Below are 20,162 nucleotides of genomic sequence, written 5' to 3' on the forward strand. Positions count from 1 at the left end.
AGGAGGCAGAGCCGTTCGTGGCGAGCATGCCGGGCCGTGCGCATCGGGTTCGCCGCGCGTGGAAAGCAAATCCCCTCACGCCGCGTTTGCAGAAGGGAGGCGGAGCGATTTTCGTCTCGCGTGCATCCCGTGGAATGCGCGCATGCGGCGGCGCACGGCGCTGCCGCATGCGCCGCGAGCAAATCAGTCGCTGACCGCATCGCTCGCCGAAGCCAGCTGTCGATGCCCGCGAGACATCGGCGATACGCGGCGGAACGGCTGTCGCGGTTCCGTCGCGTTCGTCGACGGCTTCGTGCTTCTCGGCCGCAGGATCAGGCCTCGGCGACTTGCACCACCAGCTTGCCGAAGTTGCGGCCTTCGAGCAGGCCGGCGAAGGCCGCCGGCGCCTGCTCCAGTCCTTCGATCCGATCCTCGCGCAGCTTGACCCGGCCTTCGGCGAACCATTGGTCCATGTCGCGGCGGAAGGCCTGATAGCGGTCGGCGTAGTGGTCCAGGATCACGAAGCCCTGCATGCGGATGCGCTTTTGCACCAGCATCGTGGTCAGCTGCGGCAGACGGTTCGGGCCCGGCGGCAGCGACTCTTCGTTGTAGTGCGCGATCACGCCGCACACCGGCACGCGCGCGCCGATGTTGAGCAGCGGCAACACGGCGTCGAACACCTCGCCGCCGACGTTCTCGAAATAGACGTCGATGCCGTCCGGGCAAGCCGCGGACAAGCGTTGGGCGAGATCGGGCTCGCGGCGGTCCAGGCAGGCATCGAAGCCGAGTTCTTCCACCGCGTAACGGCATTTGTCCGCGCCGCCGGCGATGCCGACCACGCGCGCGCCTTTGAGTTTGGCGATCTGCCCGACCATCGCGCCGACCGCGCCGGTCGCGGCGGCCACGACCACGGTCTCGCCGGGCTTGGGCTGGCCGATATCGAGCAAGCCGACATAGGCGGTGAAGGCCGGCATGCCCAGGCCGCCCAGCGCCAGCGACGGCTGCGGCATGTCGCCCAGGGCGACCAGGTCGCTGCCGTCCGACAGCGCGTAGTCCTGCCAGCCGGCGTTGCCCAGCACCAGGTCGCCGGCGCGGAATTGCGGGTGCCGCGACGCGACCACGCGATTGACGGTGCCGCCGACCATCGGTTGGCCCAGCGCCACCGAGGGCGCGTAGGTCGGCCCGATCTCGTTCATGAGTTGACGCATGTAGGGATCCAGCGAGAGGTACAAGGTGCGCAACAGCAACTGGCCGTCCGCGGGTGTCGGCACATCGGTCCGATCCAGGCGGAAATCCTGTGGCGTCGGAACGCCGCGCGGACGCGCGGCCAGGACGATGCGGCGATTGACGGTGGCGCTGGAGGACATGGGCTACTCCGTGGTGTGGGGTGAGTGGGTGGCGTGCGGGGATGGGCTCGGGCTGCGGCCCAGGCACCGCCGGCAGCGGGCTCGACTAGACCGGTCGTCTAGAAGTCGGGTGCAAAAAAACGGAAACGCATGCGCAGCTCCCGTCTCAGGAATACAGACTCAGGCCCAGCAACTGGCGCGTGCCGATCAGGGCCGTGTCCAGGGGCGCGCGGTCGCGGGTGATCTTGGCCAACAGGCTGGCACCCAGCCAGTTCTGATAGAGCGCGGCCGCGGCGGCCTGCGCATCCGCGGGCGCCGACGCCAGCGAGCCGTCCGCCCTGCCCGCTTCGATGCAGGCGGCCAGGCGCGCGATGATGCGGCGCGTGCCCTGGGCGAGCGCGGCGCGCATGCGCTCGGACAGATCGCAGACCTCGGCGCCCAGCTTGACCACCAGGCAGCGGCTCTGCGCCTGCTCGCCGGTCTGCGAGTCCAGCCAGTCGTAGAAGTAAGCCAGCAGCCGCTGTGCGGCCGGACCCGGAGCGCTCAACAGGGCCTCGGTACGCGCCAGATACTCGTTGAAATAGTTCTCCAGCAGGGCCTCACCGAAGGCCTCCTTGGAACCGAAGTAGTGATAGAACGAGCCCTTGGGCACGCGTGCGGCGGCCAGCACCTCGGTCAGTCCCACCGCGGTGAAGCCCTTGCTCAGCAGCAAGGGATGGGCGACGTCGAGGATGTGCTGGCGGACGTCGGCGACGGCGGCAGAGGCGTTCATGGGCGGACTCTAAACCCGATTAGACCGGTCGTCTAGTGCCCGAGAGCATCGATCCTACGGCGATGGGCGCCGAGGGCATACGGATCGCCCGCTCCACCCCGAGCTAGCGCAAGCGCGCGCATTCATGCCCCGCCTGCCGCCCATTCCACGCCACTTTGCGCCCGGCCGTGCGGCGCTCAGCGCAGGCCGCGCAGCCGGGCCAGGATGCGGCGCTCGAAACGCTCCAGCCGGCCGCGCTCCACCCGCTCGGCCCGATACAGCGACAACAGATGCAAACGGCAGCGCGGCGCGCAGGTGCCGAGCAAGGCGCGCGCGAGCACGCGCCGCACCGGCCTGCGCAGCAGCAACCAATCCACCCACCAGGGCGAGCCCAGCGTGGTGATCGCGATCGTGCGCCGCAGCCCGTGCAAAGCCGGCTTGATCGCGCTCAGATCCGAGGCATGGTGATACGCGTGCCCCGGCGCCCAAACCCGGTCGAACCAGCCTTTGAGCATCGCCGGAAAACCGAACCACCAGGTCGGAAACACCAGTACCAAGGCCTCCGCCGCGCTCAAGCGCGCCAGTTGCGCACGCACCGCGCTGTCGTCGTAGGCGCCGACGTCGTAATAGGAACCGCGTTCGCGCGCGCTCAGCGCCGGCTGAAAACCCTCCGCGTACAGCGACTCGGTTTCGACCTCATGGCCGTCGGCGATCAAGGCGTCGATCACCAGCCGCGACAAGGAGGCGCACAAACTGTCGTGCAACGGATGCGCGACGACGACCAGACATTTCACGGCTGCATTCCTTGCGTTGCGCGATTCGTACAGTGTCCAGGCTAACCAAGAGCAGGCGATCTGCCGATCCGTCTATGGTCGTAGATTGCACACACGTAATGCGTACAAAGCACGTACTTTAAGTGCGGTCATTCTGAGCACAGATGTGAAAAGTGCGTCGAGAAGCTGAACGCTTTGTCAAAACCCTTCACACCGGCAACGCGACGTTGCGCACGGTTAACCCGGCCGATCCTAGATTCGCCCGGCACAAGAAGGGGGGATTGCGGGTGTTCAAAGTGTCGTTGAGGGAGCACGCACTGATGAGCGTGCTGGTGGGACTGCAGCGCGGCGTGCAGCCGGAAACCAGTCATCTGAAACATTGCCTGGTCGAAGAAGGCCTGGCCCTGAATCGCGAGGGCCGCCTGTGCCTGTCCGATGCCGGCAGCACCCTGCTGCAGGGTCTGCAGCACATGCTGTGGGCGGAGGTCGAAGCCCTGCAGCAAGTGCTGGCCAACCGCAGCGCGGCGATGGCGCAGGGCCAGCCGCGGGTGCTGTCGCCGGACTGAGCGGTGCGGATCCGCAGGCGCGGACTTGGCAGCGAAGCCGGAATGCGCCGACGGCCGCGGGCCGCCGGCGCACGCTCGATCACGCCGTGGCGCGCTCCTTGCGACCCAGCCACCAGGCCATCGCGGCGCCGGCCAGCAGCCAGCCGATCAGCTGTTCGGCCAATGCGGCGAGCGTGAAGTCGATCGGGAACAGATACCAGTTCCAGTACGGCACGCTCAGCGCGAACCAGGCGAACACCGCCATCGCGCCGGCGATCAGCACGCGGCGCCCGAAACTGCGCGCGGCCAGCGCCATCACCCAGGCGGCCAGCAGTGCGCCGAACAGGCAGCTCACGAACTGCTTGGCCAGGTTGGGCCCCATGCTCGACAGCGCCGGATTGCCGCCGGGCTGATAGATCACGAAGGCGTAGGCCTTGCCCTGGTTCTCGGCGATGAAGCTTTTCATCGCGGCTTCGTCGCCCCACTTCTCCGGCGCCATGCTCGGGTACATGTACACGCCCTCGCCCGCCGCGGACTGGCTGAGCGCGCTCAGCACCGCGTCCTGTTGCGCCGGCAGCTTCATGCCGGCCTCGCCTATCGGCAGCGCCATGTGCGCGACCGCGCCCCAGATGAACATCACGATCGCGCCGATCAGGCCGGTAATCGCTATCCGCATAACCGTTCTCCCCGCAACGTAAGTGGGTTCCCCCGAACCCGCGAGGGCGAGCTTGCGCTCAGTCGCAGCGACTCACAACTCCCCGCCGTCGTGTTGCGGCGCAACGTCAGAGCCGGCGGCCGCGCCGCCGGTCATGCGTTCAGAACGAGATCGGCACGCGTGCGGTCAGGCTCACGTCGGGGGTATCGCGGGTCACGCCGACGCCCAGTGCCACGTTCAAGGACACCTTGTCGTTGAAGCGATAGGAGCCGCCCAGCAGCAGCGTGCCCAGCACCACCCGCACCGAGCCGGGCGCGTCCTTGCCGTTCTGGCGGGTACGGTCGACGATGCTCTGGTCGTAGCCCAGGCTGATCGCGGCCTTCTCGTTCAAGGCCAGGCCCAGGCCGACGTTGAAGCCGAGGATGTCGCCGGCCTCGATCGCGCCCAGCGACTCGCGCTGGCCGCCCAAGACCGTACGCGACACGTTCTTGCGCTTGAAATTGTGCAGGTAGCTGAAGCTGCCGAAGAACACGATCGGGTCGGAGGGATACAACCAGGTGATGCCGGGCTGGATCGCTTCGAAGCCGGTGCCCGTCGGCAATTCCAGCGGCAGGCCGGTGCCGGTGGTATTGGCCACGCATCTGGTCACGCAATCGGTGACCATTTCGAACAGGTCCTTGCCGGTGCGGCTCTTGTAGCGCAGCCATCCGATATAGAAAGGCTTATCCGGCCCACCGCGATTGAGCTGGTAGCGCGCGGTGACTTCGACGTCGCCCAAACCGCTGCCGTGCGCATTGAACACATTGTCGACCGCGGTGCCGGTGAAGATCTCGCGGCTGACGGTGTCGCCGTTGACGTACACGTACGGCAGCTTAGCTTCCAGCTCGAAGCGATCGCTCAGGCCGTAGCGGCCGGTCAGGGTCGCGGTGGCGGTGGTGGTCTTGACCTGACGCACGTCGATCAGGCCGATCAGCAGGGCCGGGATGATGGTGTAGCCGACCAGGGCAACGCGGTCGTTCGAGGAATAGCCGAACTGCAGCGAGGGTTCGAGGATGAACTGACCGTGCGGGGTGAGCACGCCGGGCTGGTCGAAGATCTGCGCGACTTCGGGCGGGCGCGAATCCGATGCCGGCGCCTGCCCCACCGGCTGCTCCAGCGGCGGCTGGGCCAGCGGCGCCTGCGCCATCGCCAGCTGCGACAGCGCGGTCGACCCGTCCGGCGGCTGCGCGGGCAAGGGCTGCGACAGCGGCACCTGCGCGCCCTGCGCCAGCGCCGGCAAGGCCAGATTGGCCGGCGGCGTCGCGCCGCGCGCACGCGCGGACTCCAGGCGCTCCTCGTTCAGCACTTGCCGCAGCAAGGCGATATTGCGCTCCTGCTCGCGCAGCGCGACGTCCATCTCCTCGATGCGATCGTTCTGCGCCGCGACCTGTTGCCGCAGCATCTCCAGGGTGACGTCGCCGTCGGCCGGCGCACCGTTCTGCGCGCGCGCCACGCCCATCAGCGCCAGCGACAAGGCCGGCACCAGCGCGAGACGGAGGGGGTGAGCGTTGGGCGTGGTCATGGCCGATCCTTCTTTTGCTGAGGCGTCACGGCGCGCCGGTGGCGCCGATCAGGGCGTTGTGCAGCGCGGCCTGGCCGTTGAGGTCCTGGAACACCCCCAAGGTGTTGACGCCGACGTTGAGCGTGGTCAGCGAACGGATGTCCTGGCCGTCCAGCGTGTTCTGTATCGCCACGCCGTTGAAGCCGGCCGGATCGAAGCGGTTGCCGGGGCCGATCTGGACCACGATCGCGTCGCCGATCGCGCCCAGTGCCTGCGCCTGCTCGACGCTCATGCGCGCGACATCTGGGATGTTCACGCGCGTGGTCGCGACCAGTTCGCCGTTGACGTAGACCGCGCGCTCGATCCCGAACGACAGCAACAAGCCCGACGGCACCTCGTAGCCGCCGCGCATGGCGTCCAGACGCTGCGGCGGCAAGGCGATCCATTCCGATCCCAGCGCATCGGCGGCCTCGCCGCCGTGCACGCGCGCCGGCCAGGCGAGCGCGAGCAAGGCCAGCAAGGCGCCCGCCAACAGCACGCGTGCGGGCAGATGCGGGATCGTGCGATCGAAGGAAGGGGCAGCGTTCATGACTAGATGTCTCCCGGTCCGCGCCGCGGCATCACGGTGTTCTGCAGGCCGTCGCGCGATATGCCCAGCTCCAGCGGCGCCGGCGGCGCGGTGCGCCAGTCGCGAGGCAGGTTGAACAAGGCGACCTCGCGTCGGTTGTGGACCACGAACAGGACGCGGTTGTCCCAGAGCTTTTCGAAGCTGACGCGCGACATCGCGCGCGTGCCGCGCGCGGGGTCGCCGATCAGCACCCGTCCGTTGCGCAGCCCCTTGACCACCACGAAGTGGCGATAGCCGCGGTCGTTGAGCAGCACGATCGCCGGCAGCCCTTCCTCGAACAGTTTGTCCAGGGGCAATTCGAAGCCGTCGGCCTGATAGCCCAAGCCCTGCAGATAGCGGCGGATATCCAGCAGCGAAAAGCCTTGGCGCCGGATCTTGGCCTGGTCGCCGTCCTGGTACATGCGCAGGAAGACTTCGCCCTCGCTGACCGGATGGCCGTACTGGAAGGTCAGCAGGGTCGCCGCGGCCGCCGAGCCGCAACTGAAGTCGTACTGCTGCGGCACGGTGGTGCGGAAACGCGCTTCCTTGAGACTGGTCAGGCGGACCCCGTAGCTGCCGCCGTAAGGCGTACGCAGTTCCACCTGCGCCGCCATGGCGGCAGGCACGCCGGTCAGCGCGCACAACAGCGCGCACGCCGCCGCGCGCAGACTGTTGCGGGAGGCGGAGGGGCTCATCGCCCTCGCCTCACGGGCTGGGATCGGTGAACTGCACGTTCACGATCATCGCGTTCTGGATCAGCACGTTGGAGCCGGTGTTCTGGATCACCGTGTTGATGCCGGTGGCGTTGCCGAACGCGCCGCCGCCGACCGCATTGGCGCCGCTGACGACCTTCTCGGCGACGTTGTCGGTGACGCGGCCGTCGACCAGGATGCGGTTGTCGACGATGTTCTCGCCGCCGCGCAGGCCGGACAGCCGGTCCACGTCCACGGTCGCGCCGATACCGTCGATGCCGAGCGGTACCGCGTCGCGATCGGCGACGGAGGCGTGGACGAGCTCCACGGGCGCACTGCGCGCCGTGACGGGTCGCAGATCGACGTCGATCGCCAGATCGGACGCCGCTGCGAAGGGAGTCAGCACCAGCCACGTCATCGCGGCCAGAGCGGTGTTGCGCATTGCGGGGCAGTACGGGCGCATGGTCAATCTCCTTCGCCATGCGTTCCGCCAGGTGCGGGTCCGGGCCGCCGTCGTCGTAGTGGCGACGACCCGGACTCGCGTGATGCGCCGGGCTACGGGGGGAGGACGGTGCGTGGACGTCCGCGGCGCATCGTGGAGGAGCGCTTAGGGACCCACGGTGAGGTTGGCTTGCACGGTGATGCCTTGCTGAATCAGCGATGCGAAACCGCTGTTCTGGGCCGCCACCATGATCCCGGCTGCCGACTGGCCGACGTTGGTCATGTTGTTGGACATGTTGAACGCGCCGGCGTCGTTGGTGAGCGTGCCGCCCGCGGCACCGGCACCGCCCGCGCCGCCCGTCGCCGAGCCGCCCGTGCCGCTGCCACCGCTGGCGCTGCCGCCGGCGCCACCGTTGGAGGCGATCGAACCGGCGTTGCCCGCGGTCGAACTGCTGGAACCGCTGGTCGAGGTCGCCGCACCCGAACTGCCGGCGCCGCCGGTGCCGTCGCCGTTGCCCGCGGTGGCCGTGCCGCCGGTACCGCCGGTGGCGCTGCCTTCGCCCCGGTCGCGCGCGTTGCCGCCGTTGGCGTTGGCATTGCCGCCGTCGCCACCGCCGTCGCCGCCGGCCGATGCACTCAGCGATCCGGCAGCGCCGCTGTCGCTGCCGGCATCGCCACCACGGCCGTTGTTGCCGTCGGCCCAGCCGCCTTCGCCGCCGGTGGCGTCGCCGCCGGATCCGTCGGCGCCCGAGGCACTGCCGGCGCTGCCGCCATCGCCGCCATTGGCGTTGCCCCAGTTCTGGGCGACGTTGCCGATGTCGCGCACGCGGATATCGGTAACGTAGCCATCGAGCGTGGTCGTGGCGATGGCGTGGTTGGTGTTGAACGAGTTCGACAAGGTCGCCGTGGCGGTGCCGCCATTGTTGGCCGCAGCGGTGCCGTAGCCGCTGGCGCGCGCACGCCCGTTGTTGTCGCGGTTGTCGCCGGCACTGTTGTCGGAGTTGTCGGTCGCGCTCAGGCTGTCGTCGCCGTCGCCGCTTTCGTTGTTGGTCTGCTGGGCCCAGGTCTGGCCCGCGAAACCGAGACCGAGTAGCACCGCGGTTGCCATCAAGCTGTTACGAATGCGCATAGTTGTTCTCCTTTCACGCCGACGGACGCCAGGGGGAGGCATCGGCTCACGACGCATCCCACTACACGCAACAGCGGTGCCAGGATCGATTCAGGCGGCCAGATCGCCCGCTGGGCGGGCCTCTTGGAAAGGCGCATTGCGTGCACGGAAATTGCACAGCGATCTTGCGCAGGCAGGCGAGCGCGAAAGGTTGCGCGACTGCAACGTCGCCGCAGGTCCGCGGTCCCCACTCAGGCCCGCCGAGACGGCCCAGGTGTCTGATAGGCAAGGGTTTGGTGGCGCGCGCGGTGATTCAGCTTGAGGTTTCAGAATCGAAACATCGCAATTTCATGACCTGAACACTGGACATTTATTTGTTATTGTTCATATATTTACAGAAATTATATAAAGCACTTTCAAAGTAACGTTCGTATCAGGCGACGGCCTAAGCCGTCCCCGCCCAAGCACGCACGCTGGCCATCCCCAACGCCGTCATCGCCAGCGAGCCCAACAGGTGCAGCGCGGCCGTCGCCAGGGCCCAGCCGTATTGCTGGCGCAGCAACTGCTGGGTGACCTCGGCCGAGAAAGTCGAGAACGTGGTCAGCCCGCCCAGCAATCCGGTGATCGCGAACAAACGCCACTCCGGCGCGATCGAGGCATGCGCGTCGAACCAGGCCACCGCCAGCCCTACCCCATAGCCGCCGATCAGATTGGCTGCGAGCGTGCCCAGCGGCAGGCTCGCCGACAGCGGATTGAGCCAGACCGACAGACCCCAGCGCGCCCAGGCGCCGAGCGCGGCGCCCAGACCGATGGCGAGGAAGGCGTAAGGCATCGCGTGGCTCTCCGTGTGGCGCGGGCTCAGTCGTCGCCGCGCGCCTTGGCGCGCGCCGAGCGCAGGCGGTCGAGTTTGTCCTTGAGCTTGATCTCCAGCCCGCGTTCGACCGGCTGGTAATAGACGCGTTCGCCCATCTCGTCGGGAAATCCGGTCTGATCCAGCGCGATCCCGCCTTCGGCGTCGTGATCGTACTGATAGCCCTGGGCGTAGCCGAGCTGCTTCATCAGCTTGGTCGGCGCGTTGCGCAGATGCAGGGGCACGGCCTGGGTGCCGTACTGCGCGACGTCGCTGCGGGCCGCGTTGTAGGCCGCGTAAGCCGCATTGGATTTAGCGGTGCTGGCCAGATAGATCGCCAGCTGCGCGAACGCCAGTTCGCCCTCGGGGCTGCCGAGGCGGTCGTAGGTGTCCCAGGCTTCCAGCGCCATCTGCAGGGCGCGCGGATCGGCCAGGCCGACATCCTCGACCGCCATCCGGGTCAGGCGGCGCGCCAGGTAGGCCGGATCGCAGCCGCCGTCTAGCATGCGCGCCAGCCAGTACAGCGCGGCGTCGGGGTTGGAGCTGCGCACGGATTTGTGCAGCGCCGAGATCTGGTCGTAGAACTGCTCGCCGCCCTTGTCGAAGCGGCGGGTGCGGTCGGCCAGCACCTGAGCCAGGCTGGCCTCGGTGATGCGGCCGCCCTCGTCGGCCGCCAGCTCGGCGGCGATCTCCAGCAGGGTCAGGCCGCGACGCACGTCGCCGTCGGCGGCGCCGGCGATCTGCAGCAGCAACTCGTCGTCGACCTCGATGCCCTGCGCGCCCAGGCCGCGTTCCTCGTCGGCGAGCGCGTGCCGCAGCGCCAGCGCGATGTCGTCGGCCGACACCGCCTCCATCACATGCACGCGGCAGCGCGAGAGCAGCGCCGAGTTGAGTTCGAACGAAGGATTCTCGGTGGTCGCGCCGACGAACAGGATGGTGCCGCGCTCGATATGCGGCAGGAACGCATCCTGCTGGGCCTTGTTGAAGCGGTGGACCTCGTCGACGAACAGCACCGTGCGCCGCCCCTCGGCGAAACGGTGCGCGGCTTCGGCCAGCACCTGGCGCACCTCGGGCAGGCCGGACAGCACCGCCGAGATCGCGCGGAATTCGGCGTCGGAGTAACGCGCCAGCAGCAGCGCCAGGGTGGTCTTGCCGCAGCCGGGCGGGCCCCACAGGATCATCGAGTGCACATGCCCGGATTCGACCGCGCGCCGTAGCGCGGTGCCGGGCGCGACCAGTCGGCGCTGGCCGACCATGTCGTCCAGGCTGCGCGGGCGCATGCGTTCGGCCAGCGGGCGCAGGCCCTCGCGGTCGACGCTGAGCAGGTCGGGTTCGTCCTCGGAACGGCGGGAAGTTCGGCGGGCCACGTGGGGGTCGGTCGCTTACGGCGGTGTCGACCGACACGATAGCAAGTTCGTGCCCACGCAGCGCCGCGACCGACGCCAAGGCCTTGATCCGCAAGGCCTTGACCGGCATCGCTCACAGACGCGGCCTGCGCGCGTTGGCATTACCGGGCCGGCAACCGCGCCGCCCGGCGCGTCCTCGCGCCCACTCGGACCGGACTGCGTTCAATGGCCAATTTCGATCTGTACTTCCCGCAACTGCTGATCTTCGAAGGCGGCTACGTCGACGACCCGCACGACCCCGGCGGCGCGACCAACAAGGGCATCACCCTGCGTACCTTTCAAAGCCACGCCCAGCCGCTGTTGCAGGTCGCCCCTACCCTGGCGAATCTGCAGGCCCTGACCGACCAGCAGGCCGGCACGCTCTATCGCGCCCTGTACTGGGACGCGTTGCAGTGCGACCAGATTCCGCTGCAGTGCCTGGCCGAGGATCTGTTCGACTTCTACGTCAATGCCGGCGTGCATGCGATCTTCCTGATCCAGCGCCTGCTCGGCGCGCCGGTGGCGGTGGACGGCGTGTTCGGCCACGACACCCTGGCCGCGCTGCAAGCCGCGGATCAGCGCAGCTTGTACGCGCGCTACCGCCAGGGCCGCATCGACTACTACCGGCTGCTGGCGACGCAGCACCCGGTGCTGGCACGCTTCCTCGCGGGCTGGCTGCGCCGCGCGCAGTGGTTCCCGGTCAACGCGCCCTGAGCGTTGCGGTGAGCCGGTCCGGACCGATCCTGTTCGCGCGCAGCCGCGCAGCCGAAGCGGCCGCGCGCGACAATACGCACGACGCGGCCCCGGCATCGCGGACGGATCATCGGATGAGCACTGCTACCCTGCGCGCCTGGCGGCCGGACGACCGCGAGGCCGTGCTGGCCCTGCTGGAGGAAACCTTCCAGCACACCTGGCAACCACAGCTCCATGCGGCCGCGATCGAAGCCTACCGTCGCGACCGGGTCGCCGAACGTTACGTCGATGCGCAAGGCGCGCATTTCCTGATCGCCGAATGCGAGGGCCGCGTCGCCGGCTTCGTGCATCACGAGGCGGGATTCGTGCAGGCCCTGCACGTGACGCGACGTCAGCGCCGGCGCGGCATCGCTCGCCGCCTGATGGCCGCCGCCGAAGCCGCGATGCGTGCGCAGGGCCTCGCACTGGCGAGCCTGGAGACCGACACCTTCAACGCCGAGAGCCAGGCGCTGTATCGGGCCCTGGGCTACCGCGAGGTCGCACGCTATCCCGATCTGGAATGGAACAGCGGGCTCACCACGATTCGCTATGAGAAGGCGCTGGCGCAGTCCTCGTAACGACGCGGCCAGCATGCCTGCGGCGGCGCGAACGCCACCCTGAATCTCGCCGGGCTCAGCGCTCGCCGATCACGTCGGTGCCGGCCGGCGGCACGAACTTGAACTTGCCGGCGGCGAAGCCGGGGTTGCGCTTCCAGCCGCTGAACACGACCTCGGTGCGCTGGCCCAGGCTGTCGACCACCTGCATGCGGGCCAGGCCGTTGCCGTCGAAGCCGAGCTTGGCGGTGCGGAAATTGGCCTCGGCGTTGCCCTTGGGCGCCAGCGACAGCCAGTTCAAGCCATCGGCCTTGCCGGCATCCTTGACCACGAACTGGGCGTCGAGCTTGGCCGGATCGATCAGCGCCGACAGCGGGCTGTTCTGCTCTTCGGCGCCCTGCGGACGCACGGTGACCTGCTGCAGATCCGGGTCGTGCACCCAGACCTTCTTGCCGTCGGCCACGATCAGCTGCGGATACGGCTTGACGTACTCCCAGCGGAACAGGCGCGGCGCGGACAGCGCGAGGTTCCCGCTGGAGGCGTCCTTGCGCTTGCCGTTGGCATCGAACACCTGCTGGGTGAACTGCCCTTCCAGGCCCTTGAGACCGCGGGTGAAATTGTTGAGATCGTCGCGCGCGGCAGCGACGGCGCTGCCGGCGAACAGCGCGGCGGCGATCAGAACCAGGCGCGCGGCATGGCGGGCGGTGGGAAGGGCGGACAGGCTCATGCGATCGATCGCTCCGGTAAAGGACGTGCTGCGGCGAGTCTGCCGCGAGCAAACTGAATAGGTGCTGCGCAATGCGCCAGTATCGCGCGAAAGCGCAGGCGACGTTCAGGCGCGCGACGGCGGCGTGAGCGCCGTGGCGCGGGCGGCGGCCGATCAGAAGCCGCGCAGCGCGCTGCGCTTGATCTCCGATTCGATCTGGCGATTGGGCGCCCGCTCGACGCCGGGCGCGGCTTGCAGGCCGACGCTGGGGAGTTCGTTCTCCAGGTGTTCGCAGCGTCCGGATTCGTCGCAGGAATAGACCTGCGGCGCCGCCGCGACCACGCTGGCGTCGCTGTCGCTGCCGACGGTCACGTAGGCGCCGCTGGCGCGCGGCGCACGCGCCACGGCGGCTACCGCTAACGCTGGCGCTGCGTTCGGAGCCGCGTTCCGCGAAGGTGCTTGACCGGCGACGGTCGCGGCATCGACCGACCCGTCCGCGCCCAAGGGCGCGATCTCGAGTTCGGCGCTATCGGCGGCGGCCGGCCAGGTGATCGCGGGTGCGCCGCGCGTTGGTGCCGCGGCGGTCGCCATCGTGGCCGCGGGCGAGGCAGCGCTCGCGGCCGCCATGACGGGCGCTCGCGCGGTCGGGGCGAGCTCGGCGGTAGCCCGCGCGGTCGGGGCGGCAACCGCGCCGGCGGCGGCGGTTTGCGGGGCGGCCGGCATCGGAGGCTGGGCCGCCAAGGCAGGCGGCGGTATCGGCGCCGGCGCGACCACCGCCACCGCTTCGACGCGCGGCACGGGCTTGGCGGCCGCGCTGGTTTCGGCGCTGGGAACCACGCCGCGCGCAGCTACGCGCGCCTGTGGGGCCTGCGCTTGCGGCGCCGGCGGCAGGCGCTTGGCCGGATCCTGATCCAACAACGAAGGCGTCCCGCGCCAACGCACCCATTCCTGGGCCGGCGCCGATGGCGAAACGCAGACGATCACCCAGAACGCCGCGATCGCGACGCCCGTCCTGCTCGAATTCCAGGCCATGGCGGCCATCCCCCGAGTCCGAACCGCGTATCCCCCCCTGCGGTCCAGCTTAGGGCGTCGTTGTGACAGCCGCCAGTCCGGCGCCCGCCGCCCGTCGGCGCCCCGCCCGGTTCCGGCGGCGGCGCCCTACTTCGGTGGCGGCGGCGCCAGCACGCTGCGGTCGCCGTTGTGCTCGGGGGCGGTGACGATGCCGGCCGCCTCCATCGCCTCGATCAGGCGCGCGGCGCGGTTGTAGCCGATCTTGAGCCGGCGCTGCACGCCCGAGATCGAGGCACGGCGGGTTTCGGTGACGATGCGCACGGCCTCGTCGTAGAGCGGATCGGACTCGTCGCCGCCGCCACCGCTCTCCGGCAGGCCGGTCGCGCCGACCACGATGCCGTCGCCCAGGGTCTGGACCTCGTCCAGCACGCCTTCGATGTAGTCCGGGCCGCCGCCGACCTGCTTGAGGTGCTCGACCACGCGGTGCACTTCCTCATCGGAGACGAAGGCGCCGTGCACGCGCTCGGGCATGGCCGTGCCCGGCGGCAGATAGAGCATGTCGCCGTGGCCCAGCAGGGTCTCGGCGCCGGACTGGTCCAGGATGGTGCGCGAGTCGATCTTGCTGGACACCTGAAAGGCGATGCGGGTCGGGATATTGGCCTTGATCAGGCCGGTGATCACGTCCACCGACGGGCGCTGGGTGGCCAGGATCAGGTGGATGCCGGCCGCGCGCGCCTTCTGCGCCAGACGCGCGATCAACTCTTCGACCTTCTTGCCGACGATCATCATCATGTCGGCGAATTCGTCGATGAAGATCACGATGAAGGGCAGCGTCTCCAAGGGACGCGGCGCCTCGCCGAGCTCGGCATTGGGTTTGAACAGCGGGTCCATCATCGGCTGGCCCGCTTCCTCGGCGTCGCGGACCTTCTTGTTGAAGCCGGCCAGGTTGCGCACGCCGACCATCGACATCAGCTTGTAGCGGCGCTCCATCTCGGCCACGCACCAGCGCAGGCCGTTGGCGGCCTCCTTCATGTCGGTCACCACCGGCGCCAGCAGGTGCGGAATGCCCTGGTAGACCGACAACTCCAGCATCTTGGGGTCGATCATCAGCATCCGCAGTTCCTTCGCGGAGGCCTTGTACAACAGGCTCAGCACCATCGCGTTGACCGCGACCGACTTGCCCGAGCCGGTGGTGCCGGCGACCAGCAGATGCGGCATGCGCGCCAGGTCGGCCACGGTCGGGCGGCCGGCGATGTCCTTGCCCAGCGCCAGGGTCAGCGGGCTGCCGGACTTGTCGTATTCCTTGGAGCGCAGCAGCTCGGACAGGAAGATCATCTCGCGGGTGGTGTTCGGCGTTTCCAGGCCGATCACCGACTTGCCGGGGATCACGTCGACCACACGCACCGACTTCACCGACAGACCGCGCGCGATGTCCTTGTCCAGCGAGCTGATCTGGCTGACCTTGATGCCGGCCGCGGGCTGCACTTCGAAACGGGTGATGACCGGGCCGGGATAGGCGCCGACCACCTGGGCGTCGATGCGGAAGTCCTTGAGCTTGAACTCGATCTGCCGCGACAGGGTTTCCAGGGTCTCTTCGCTGTAGCCCTTGGGCTGCGGCTTGGGATCGTCGAGCAAGGCCAGCGGCGGAATGCCGGTGCCGTCGCCGACGTGGAACAGCGGAATCTGCTGCTCGCGTTTGGCGCGCTCGCTCTTCTCCACCACCGGCGCCGGCGGCGGCTCGATGCGGACCTTCTCGCGCTTGGCGCGCAGTTCGGTGTCGACCTTGCGCGCTTCCTCGCGCTCTTCGCGGAAGGCGCGGGTCTGCTGCCATTCGGTGGCCTGCTGGCTGCCGCGCCGGAACAGCTTGCTCAGCACCGGCCCCAGCGCCATCGCCCAGCCGCCGATCCTGTCCATCACCGCCAGCCAGGAAATCCCGGTGGCCAGGGTCAGCGAGACCAGCAGCAATGCGAGCAGGAATAGGTTGCCGCCGACCGGGCCGAAGCCGGAGTACAGCGAGCGCCCGACCAACTGGCCGAGGATGCCGCCGCTGCCGGCCGAGAAATCGGCGGCCGGGCCGAAGCGCAACTGCAGCAGGCCGGTGGCCGAGACCAGGAAGCCGACGATGCCGACCAGGCGCAGCGCCGGACCGAGGTCGGCGTCGCCATCGCCATCGCTGTCCATGCCGAACAGGGCGATCCAGGCGATCGCGCCCAGCATCAACGGCAGCAGGAAGGCGACGTAGCCGCACAGGTACAACAGCACGTCGGCGGTCCAGGCGCCGACGCGGCCGCCCAGGTTGTGCAGCGGCGCGGTGATCGAGCCCGAATGCGACCAGCCCGGGTCCTGCGGCGAAAACGACAGCAGACTGGCCAGCAGATACAGCAGCAGCGGCGCGATCAGGATCAGCGCGATATCGCGCACCAGCCGCTGCCGGCGCGGCGAAGGCGGCGCTTTTTCCTTGGCCGGAGCGGCCTTCTTGCGGCTTGCGGAGGGAGCTTGCGCCACCGTGATGTTCTGCCTGAGCTAGATTCCGTTAGTTATTGAATATACGGCGGAACAAACTGAATTAACAGCCAATTCACAGCAAAATCCCCGCCGTGGCGGGGATCCGCGGGCGCCCCGGGGCGCCTCGCCGCGGTCCCGGCAGGCCGGCGACCGGAGGGGTCCGCGTCGCCGCGGGCCCGGATGCCACGTTACAGCTTCAGGCCCCGTCGCGCAGGATGCTCGCCCCGGCCTGCCGCCGGCCTGGCGTACGGACTGGAGCAGATCGCCGCGCGGATTCCGCCGGGGCATCGGTCGCGCAAGCTTAGGGCATGCCCTCCTGCGCTGGATCGATGCCGCCGCCGCGCGCACCGGCGAAGACCGAAGCGCCCCCTGGTTCAGCGACGGGCCGGCCACCACCGTGGCGACCGCGCGCACCACCGACGATCCGCGGCGAACCGGAGCGCGTCGCGGGCCATGCAACATTGCGTCCGCGGCGCGCGCCTTGTGTTGCCGGGACGCCGCCGCCAAGCTATGTGGCCACCGCATCTTCGGCACGTCGGCATCGGCTCGCGTGACGGAGACACATCGCGCCCATGCGCGTCCTCACAGCCCGCGATCCCTAAATGACCCCTTCGAAGCACTCCCGCGTCGTCATCCTCGGTTCCGGCCCCGCCGGCTGGACCGCCGCCGTCTACGCCGCCCGCGCCAACCTCAAGCCGCTGGTCATCACCGGCCTGCAGCAGGGCGGTCAGCTGATGACCACGACCGAGGTCGACAACTGGCCGGGCGACGCCCACGGCCTGATGGGACCGGACCTGATGACGCGCATGCAGGCGCATGCCGAACGCTTCGATACCGAGGTGGTGTTCGACCATATCCACAGCGCCGACCTGTCCAAGCGCCCGTTCCGCCTCACCGGCGACAGCGGCGAGTACACCGCCGATGCCCTGATCATCGCCACCGGCGCCACCGCCAAGTACCTGGGCCTGCCCTCGGAAGAGGAATACAAGGGCCGCGGCGTGTCCGCCTGCGCCACCTGCGACGGCTTCTTCTACAAGGACCAGGACGTGGCGGTGATCGGCGGCGGCAACACCGCGGTCGAGGAAGCGCTGTACCTGTCCAACATCGCGCGCAAGGTCTACCTGGTCCACCGCCGCGACACCCTGCGCGCCGAGAAGATCATGCAGGACAAGCTGCACGCCAAGATCCAGGCCGGCAAGATCGAGCCGGTGTGGCACCACGTGGTCGAGGAAGTGCTGGGCAACGACGCCGGCGTGACCGGCCTGCGGGTGAAGTCGGTGCAGGACGACTCGGTGCGCGAGCTGGCCATCCACGGCTTCTTCGTCGCCATCGGCCACACCCCGAACACCACCCTGTTCGAAGGCCAGCTGGACATGAAGAACGGCTACCTGACCATCAAGACCGGCCTGGACGGCAACGCCACCCAGACCTCGGTCGAGGGCGTGTTCGCCGCCGGCGACGTCGCCGATCAGGTCTACCGCCAGGCCATCACCTCCGCCGGCTTCGGCTGCATGGCCGCCCTGGACGCCGAGAAGTTCCTCGACAAGGACGCTTGAGGGTGCGCGGCGCGCTTGCGGCGGCATCGCTGATGTGGGCGCTGGCGATCGCGCCCGCGGCGGCCGCGCGCGAGCCGGGCATGTTCTGCCTGGACCGAACCGAGCTGGCCGCCGAACGCAAGAACGCCAGCGGCCCGGCGCAGAAATACCTCTTCAGCGAGACCGGCAGCATGGGCTCGATGATCGCCGGCTACGAGCGCACGCTCGCGGCCGCCGAGCGCGGCGACAAGGACGCGCAGCGCAAGATCGGCGGCTTCTGGGCCGCCTGCGTGCTCGCCGGCGACGGCATGGGCGCGCAGAAGCTGACCACCGCCGCGGCCTACCTGGACGCCGCCGCCAAGCGCGGCGACAACCAGGCCATGCGCTACATGGCGCTGTTTTACGCGCTGGGCAGCGGTGTGCCGGCCGACTACGCCGAGGCCTATCGCCAGCTGGCGGCGTCGGGTTATCCCCAGGACGCCGTCGCTCAGACCGCCGCCCAGCTGCAGCTCACCCAGGCCTCGCCGGCCGAACAACAGGCGATCGTGGTGTTCGGCGAAGCGCTGCGTTCCTTGCTGCAGGCGCGCCTGCCCTCCATCGCGGACGAGATCGTGCGCGACGAGGCCAAGGGCCGCCCGCTGTCGGTGCGCACCATCGTCACCACCTGTCCCAATCAGGCGCGGATCCAGCAAGCCAGCGACGGCATCGATCGCGACGCCTTGCAGGCGCAATTGCAGGCCCTGATGCAGCTCCTGCCCTCGGCCGGCCTGCCCTGCAAGAGCGACGACGGCCAGCCCGCCGGTATGGCCATTCCGTTCACGATCAAGCGCTGATGACCGCACCCGCCTCTCCGCTGCAGATCCGCGACGACCGCGACGGCCCCTGCTCGGAGCAGGACTTCGCGCGCATCCACGAGTTCATCGGCCAGTCCTACTGGGCCGCCGGCATTCCCGCCGACACCCTGCGCCGCGCGCTCGATCATTCGCTGTGCTATCGCGGCTATGTCGACGGCGAACTGGTCGCGTTCGCGCGCGCGGTCACCGACCAAGCCACCTTCGCCTACCTGGCCGACGTGTTCGTGCTGCCCGCGCATCGCGGTCGCGGCCACGCCCGCGCGCTGGTGGGCGCGCTGATGGACGACGCGCGCGTGCAGGGCCTGCGCCGTTGGCACCTGGTCACCCGCGACATGCAGCGCCTGTACGCCGGCCTGGGCTTCGAGGCGCTGAGCCAGCCCGAGCGCCACATGCAGCGCCACGACCCCGATGTCTACCGACGCGGCGGCTGAGCCGGTCCGCGCGCGCCTGCTGGAGGGCCTGTCCGAGCTGGCGCCCGCGCAGTGGGACGCACTCCACGACGGCCGCAATCCCTTTGTCGCGCATGCCTTCCTGTCCGGTCTGGAGCGGCACGGCTGCTTGCGCGAAGAATGGGGCTGGCGGCCCCAGCACCTCACGCTGTGGCGCGGCGAGCAACTGATCGCGGCGGCGCCCGCCTATCTCAAGGAAAACTCGCACGGCGAGTTCGTGTTCGACCACGCCTGGGCCCACGCCTACGCGCAACACGGGCTGGACTACTACCCGAAGTGGCTGTGCGCGGTGCCCTACTCGCCGGTGACCGGCCCGCGCCTGCTCGCGCACGACCCTGCTGATCGTCGCCTGCTGGTCGAGGCCATGAGCGCGCTGGCCGAACGTCTGGGGCTGTCTTCGGCGCATGTGAATTTCCACGGCGAGGACGAGGACGCGTGCTTCGACCCGGACTGGCTCGCGCGCAGCGACGTCCAGTACCACTGGCGCAATCCCGCCGGCGCCGACGGCCCGGCCTGGCGCGATTTCGACGGCTTCCTCGCCGCGTTCGACCACAAGCATCGCAAGAACATCCGCCAGGAACGCGCCAAGGTCGCGCGCGCCGGGGTGAGCTTCCGCACCGTCGCAGGCGCCGACGCCAGCGACGCCGACCTGGCGCTGATGCACGGCTTCTATCTGCGCACCTTCGCCGACTACGGCAATCATCCGGCCCTGACCCTGGACTTCCTGCGCCATCTCGCACGCGAGCTGCCACGCGCGCTGGTGATCTTCCTGGCCGAACTGGACGGCCGCGCGATCGCCGGCGCGCTGTGCCTGCGCGGCGGCGACACCTTGTACGGGCGTTATTGGGGCGCCGAGACCGCCCTGCCCGGCCTGCATTTCGAAACCTGCTACTACCAGGGCATCGACTACTGCCTGCGCGAAGGCCTGAGCCGCTTCGAACCCGGCGCCCAGGGCGAGCACAAACTCGCGCGCGGCTTCCTGCCCACCTTCGTGCGCAGCCGCCACTGGATCGCCCACGAGGGCTTTCGCGCCGCGCTGGCGCCCTGGTGCCGCGACGAGCGCGCATCGATCCGCGACTACGCGCGCACCCTGGCCGCGCACAGCCCGTTCAAGCCAACGGATTGATCGGCCTCGTCGGTTCGT

General features: G+C 69.2%; 21 protein-coding genes. 7 read left to right on the forward strand and 14 right to left on the reverse strand.

Features of this window, described 5'->3' with window-relative positions; all coding sequences use genetic code 11:
* Window positions 1-311: 311 nt before the first annotated feature.
* From BMZ45_RS12410 to BMZ45_RS12420, 3 genes are all read right to left on the reverse strand, one after another.
* Complete coding sequence (locus BMZ45_RS12410) at window positions 312-1,346, reverse strand: NADP-dependent oxidoreductase (RefSeq protein ID WP_091636871.1); 1,035 nt, start codon at window positions 1,344-1,346, stop codon at window positions 312-314.
* A gap of 145 nt (window positions 1,347-1,491) precedes the next feature.
* Window positions 1,492-2,097 (reverse strand): TetR/AcrR family transcriptional regulator, encoded by a 606-nt coding sequence (locus BMZ45_RS12415; protein ID WP_091636872.1) that lies wholly within the window; start codon window positions 2,095-2,097, stop codon window positions 1,492-1,494.
* A 176-nt stretch (window positions 2,098-2,273) separates the two neighbouring features.
* Window positions 2,274-2,870 (reverse strand): NAD(P)H-dependent oxidoreductase, encoded by a 597-nt coding sequence (locus BMZ45_RS12420; RefSeq protein WP_091636873.1) that lies wholly within the window; start codon window positions 2,868-2,870, stop codon window positions 2,274-2,276.
* A 299-nt stretch (window positions 2,871-3,169) separates the two neighbouring features.
* On the opposite strand from BMZ45_RS12420, the gene BMZ45_RS12425 reads away from it, so the two are divergent.
* Complete coding sequence (locus tag BMZ45_RS12425) at window positions 3,170-3,415, forward strand: hypothetical protein (protein ID WP_091636874.1); 246 nt, start codon at window positions 3,170-3,172, stop codon at window positions 3,413-3,415.
* A 79-nt stretch (window positions 3,416-3,494) separates the two neighbouring features.
* Here BMZ45_RS12425 and BMZ45_RS12430 read toward each other — a convergent pair whose 3' ends face one another.
* The 8 genes from BMZ45_RS12430 to BMZ45_RS12465 all read right to left on the reverse strand — a co-directional run bounded on the left by BMZ45_RS12430 (window position 3,495) and on the right by BMZ45_RS12465 (window position 10,654).
* Window positions 3,495-4,070 carry a hypothetical protein gene (locus tag BMZ45_RS12430; RefSeq protein ID WP_091636875.1) on the reverse strand — a complete coding sequence of 192 codons (576 nt, stop codon included), beginning with the start codon at window positions 4,068-4,070 and terminating at the stop codon, window positions 3,495-3,497.
* 139 nt (window positions 4,071-4,209) lie between these two features.
* Window positions 4,210-5,610, reverse strand: a complete 1,401-nt coding sequence (locus tag BMZ45_RS12435) for an acetate kinase (RefSeq protein ID WP_254776630.1) — start codon at window positions 5,608-5,610, stop codon at window positions 4,210-4,212.
* A 25-nt stretch (window positions 5,611-5,635) separates the two neighbouring features.
* Window positions 5,636-6,178: a hypothetical protein gene (locus tag BMZ45_RS12440; protein ID WP_091636876.1), complete on the reverse strand. Its 543-nt coding sequence runs from the start codon at window positions 6,176-6,178 to the stop codon at window positions 5,636-5,638.
* A gap of 2 nt (window positions 6,179-6,180) precedes the next feature.
* A complete protein-coding gene (locus BMZ45_RS12445) occupies window positions 6,181-6,891 on the reverse strand; it encodes a C39 family peptidase (RefSeq protein ID WP_091636877.1) in 711 nt (236 codons plus the stop codon).
* Window positions 6,892-6,901: 10 nt separating this feature from the next.
* Window positions 6,902-7,351 (reverse strand): hypothetical protein, encoded by a 450-nt coding sequence (locus BMZ45_RS22005; protein WP_139215483.1) that lies wholly within the window; start codon window positions 7,349-7,351, stop codon window positions 6,902-6,904.
* 144 nt (window positions 7,352-7,495) lie between these two features.
* Window positions 7,496-8,458 carry a hypothetical protein gene (locus BMZ45_RS12455; protein ID WP_217643200.1) on the reverse strand — a complete coding sequence of 321 codons (963 nt, stop codon included), beginning with the start codon at window positions 8,456-8,458 and terminating at the stop codon, window positions 7,496-7,498.
* Window positions 8,459-8,882: 424 nt separating this feature from the next.
* Window positions 8,883-9,269: a fluoride efflux transporter CrcB gene (crcB, locus tag BMZ45_RS12460; RefSeq protein ID WP_091636879.1), complete on the reverse strand. Its 387-nt coding sequence runs from the start codon at window positions 9,267-9,269 to the stop codon at window positions 8,883-8,885.
* A gap of 26 nt (window positions 9,270-9,295) precedes the next feature.
* On the reverse strand, window positions 9,296-10,654 hold the full coding sequence (locus BMZ45_RS12465; protein WP_091636880.1) for a replication-associated recombination protein A: 1,359 nt from the start codon (window positions 10,652-10,654) through the stop codon (window positions 9,296-9,298).
* Between the two features lie 204 nt (window positions 10,655-10,858).
* Here BMZ45_RS12465 and BMZ45_RS12470 point away from each other — a divergent pair, with 204 nt between their 5' ends.
* The gene (locus BMZ45_RS12470; RefSeq protein ID WP_091636881.1) at window positions 10,859-11,386 is read left to right on the forward strand and encodes a glycoside hydrolase family 108 protein; all 528 of its coding nucleotides are present in this window, start codon (window positions 10,859-10,861) and stop codon (window positions 11,384-11,386) included.
* A 113-nt stretch (window positions 11,387-11,499) separates the two neighbouring features.
* A complete protein-coding gene (locus BMZ45_RS12475) occupies window positions 11,500-11,982 on the forward strand; it encodes a GNAT family N-acetyltransferase (RefSeq protein WP_091636882.1) in 483 nt (160 codons plus the stop codon).
* 55 nt (window positions 11,983-12,037) lie between these two features.
* Here the strand turns inward: BMZ45_RS12475 and lolA are convergent, their stop codons facing one another.
* The 3 genes from lolA to BMZ45_RS12490 form a co-directional block, all read right to left on the reverse strand.
* Window positions 12,038-12,685, reverse strand: a complete 648-nt coding sequence (gene lolA, locus BMZ45_RS12480) for an outer membrane lipoprotein chaperone LolA (protein ID WP_091636883.1) — start codon at window positions 12,683-12,685, stop codon at window positions 12,038-12,040.
* 153 nt (window positions 12,686-12,838) lie between these two features.
* Window positions 12,839-13,696, reverse strand: a complete 858-nt coding sequence (locus tag BMZ45_RS12485) for a hypothetical protein (protein WP_139215484.1) — start codon at window positions 13,694-13,696, stop codon at window positions 12,839-12,841.
* Between the two features lie 126 nt (window positions 13,697-13,822).
* Window positions 13,823-16,180: a DNA translocase FtsK gene (locus BMZ45_RS12490; protein ID WP_175489052.1), complete on the reverse strand. Its 2,358-nt coding sequence runs from the start codon at window positions 16,178-16,180 to the stop codon at window positions 13,823-13,825.
* A gap of 602 nt (window positions 16,181-16,782) precedes the next feature.
* Between BMZ45_RS12490 and trxB the strand changes: the two genes are divergently transcribed.
* The 4 genes from trxB to BMZ45_RS12510 are packed head-to-tail and all read left to right on the forward strand — an operon-like array spanning window position 16,783 to window position 20,144.
* Complete coding sequence (trxB, locus tag BMZ45_RS12495) at window positions 16,783-17,736, forward strand: thioredoxin-disulfide reductase (protein WP_056174823.1); 954 nt, start codon at window positions 16,783-16,785, stop codon at window positions 17,734-17,736.
* Between the two features lie 2 nt (window positions 17,737-17,738).
* Window positions 17,739-18,548: a hypothetical protein gene (locus tag BMZ45_RS12500; protein ID WP_139215485.1), complete on the forward strand. Its 810-nt coding sequence runs from the start codon at window positions 17,739-17,741 to the stop codon at window positions 18,546-18,548.
* Window positions 18,545-19,000, forward strand: a complete 456-nt coding sequence (locus tag BMZ45_RS12505) for a GNAT family N-acetyltransferase (protein ID WP_217643210.1) — start codon at window positions 18,545-18,547, stop codon at window positions 18,998-19,000. The genes BMZ45_RS12500 and BMZ45_RS12505 overlap by 4 nt, the downstream gene beginning before the upstream one ends.
* Window positions 18,978-20,144, forward strand: a complete 1,167-nt coding sequence (locus BMZ45_RS12510) for a GNAT family N-acetyltransferase (RefSeq protein ID WP_091636887.1) — start codon at window positions 18,978-18,980, stop codon at window positions 20,142-20,144. Before BMZ45_RS12505 ends, BMZ45_RS12510 begins: the two co-directional genes overlap by 23 nt.
* The last annotated feature ends 18 nt before the right edge of the window (window positions 20,145-20,162 follow it).

It is taken from the genome of Lysobacter sp. cf310, assembly GCF_900114355.1.
Classification (GTDB): Bacteria; Pseudomonadota; Gammaproteobacteria; order Xanthomonadales; family Xanthomonadaceae; genus Lysobacter.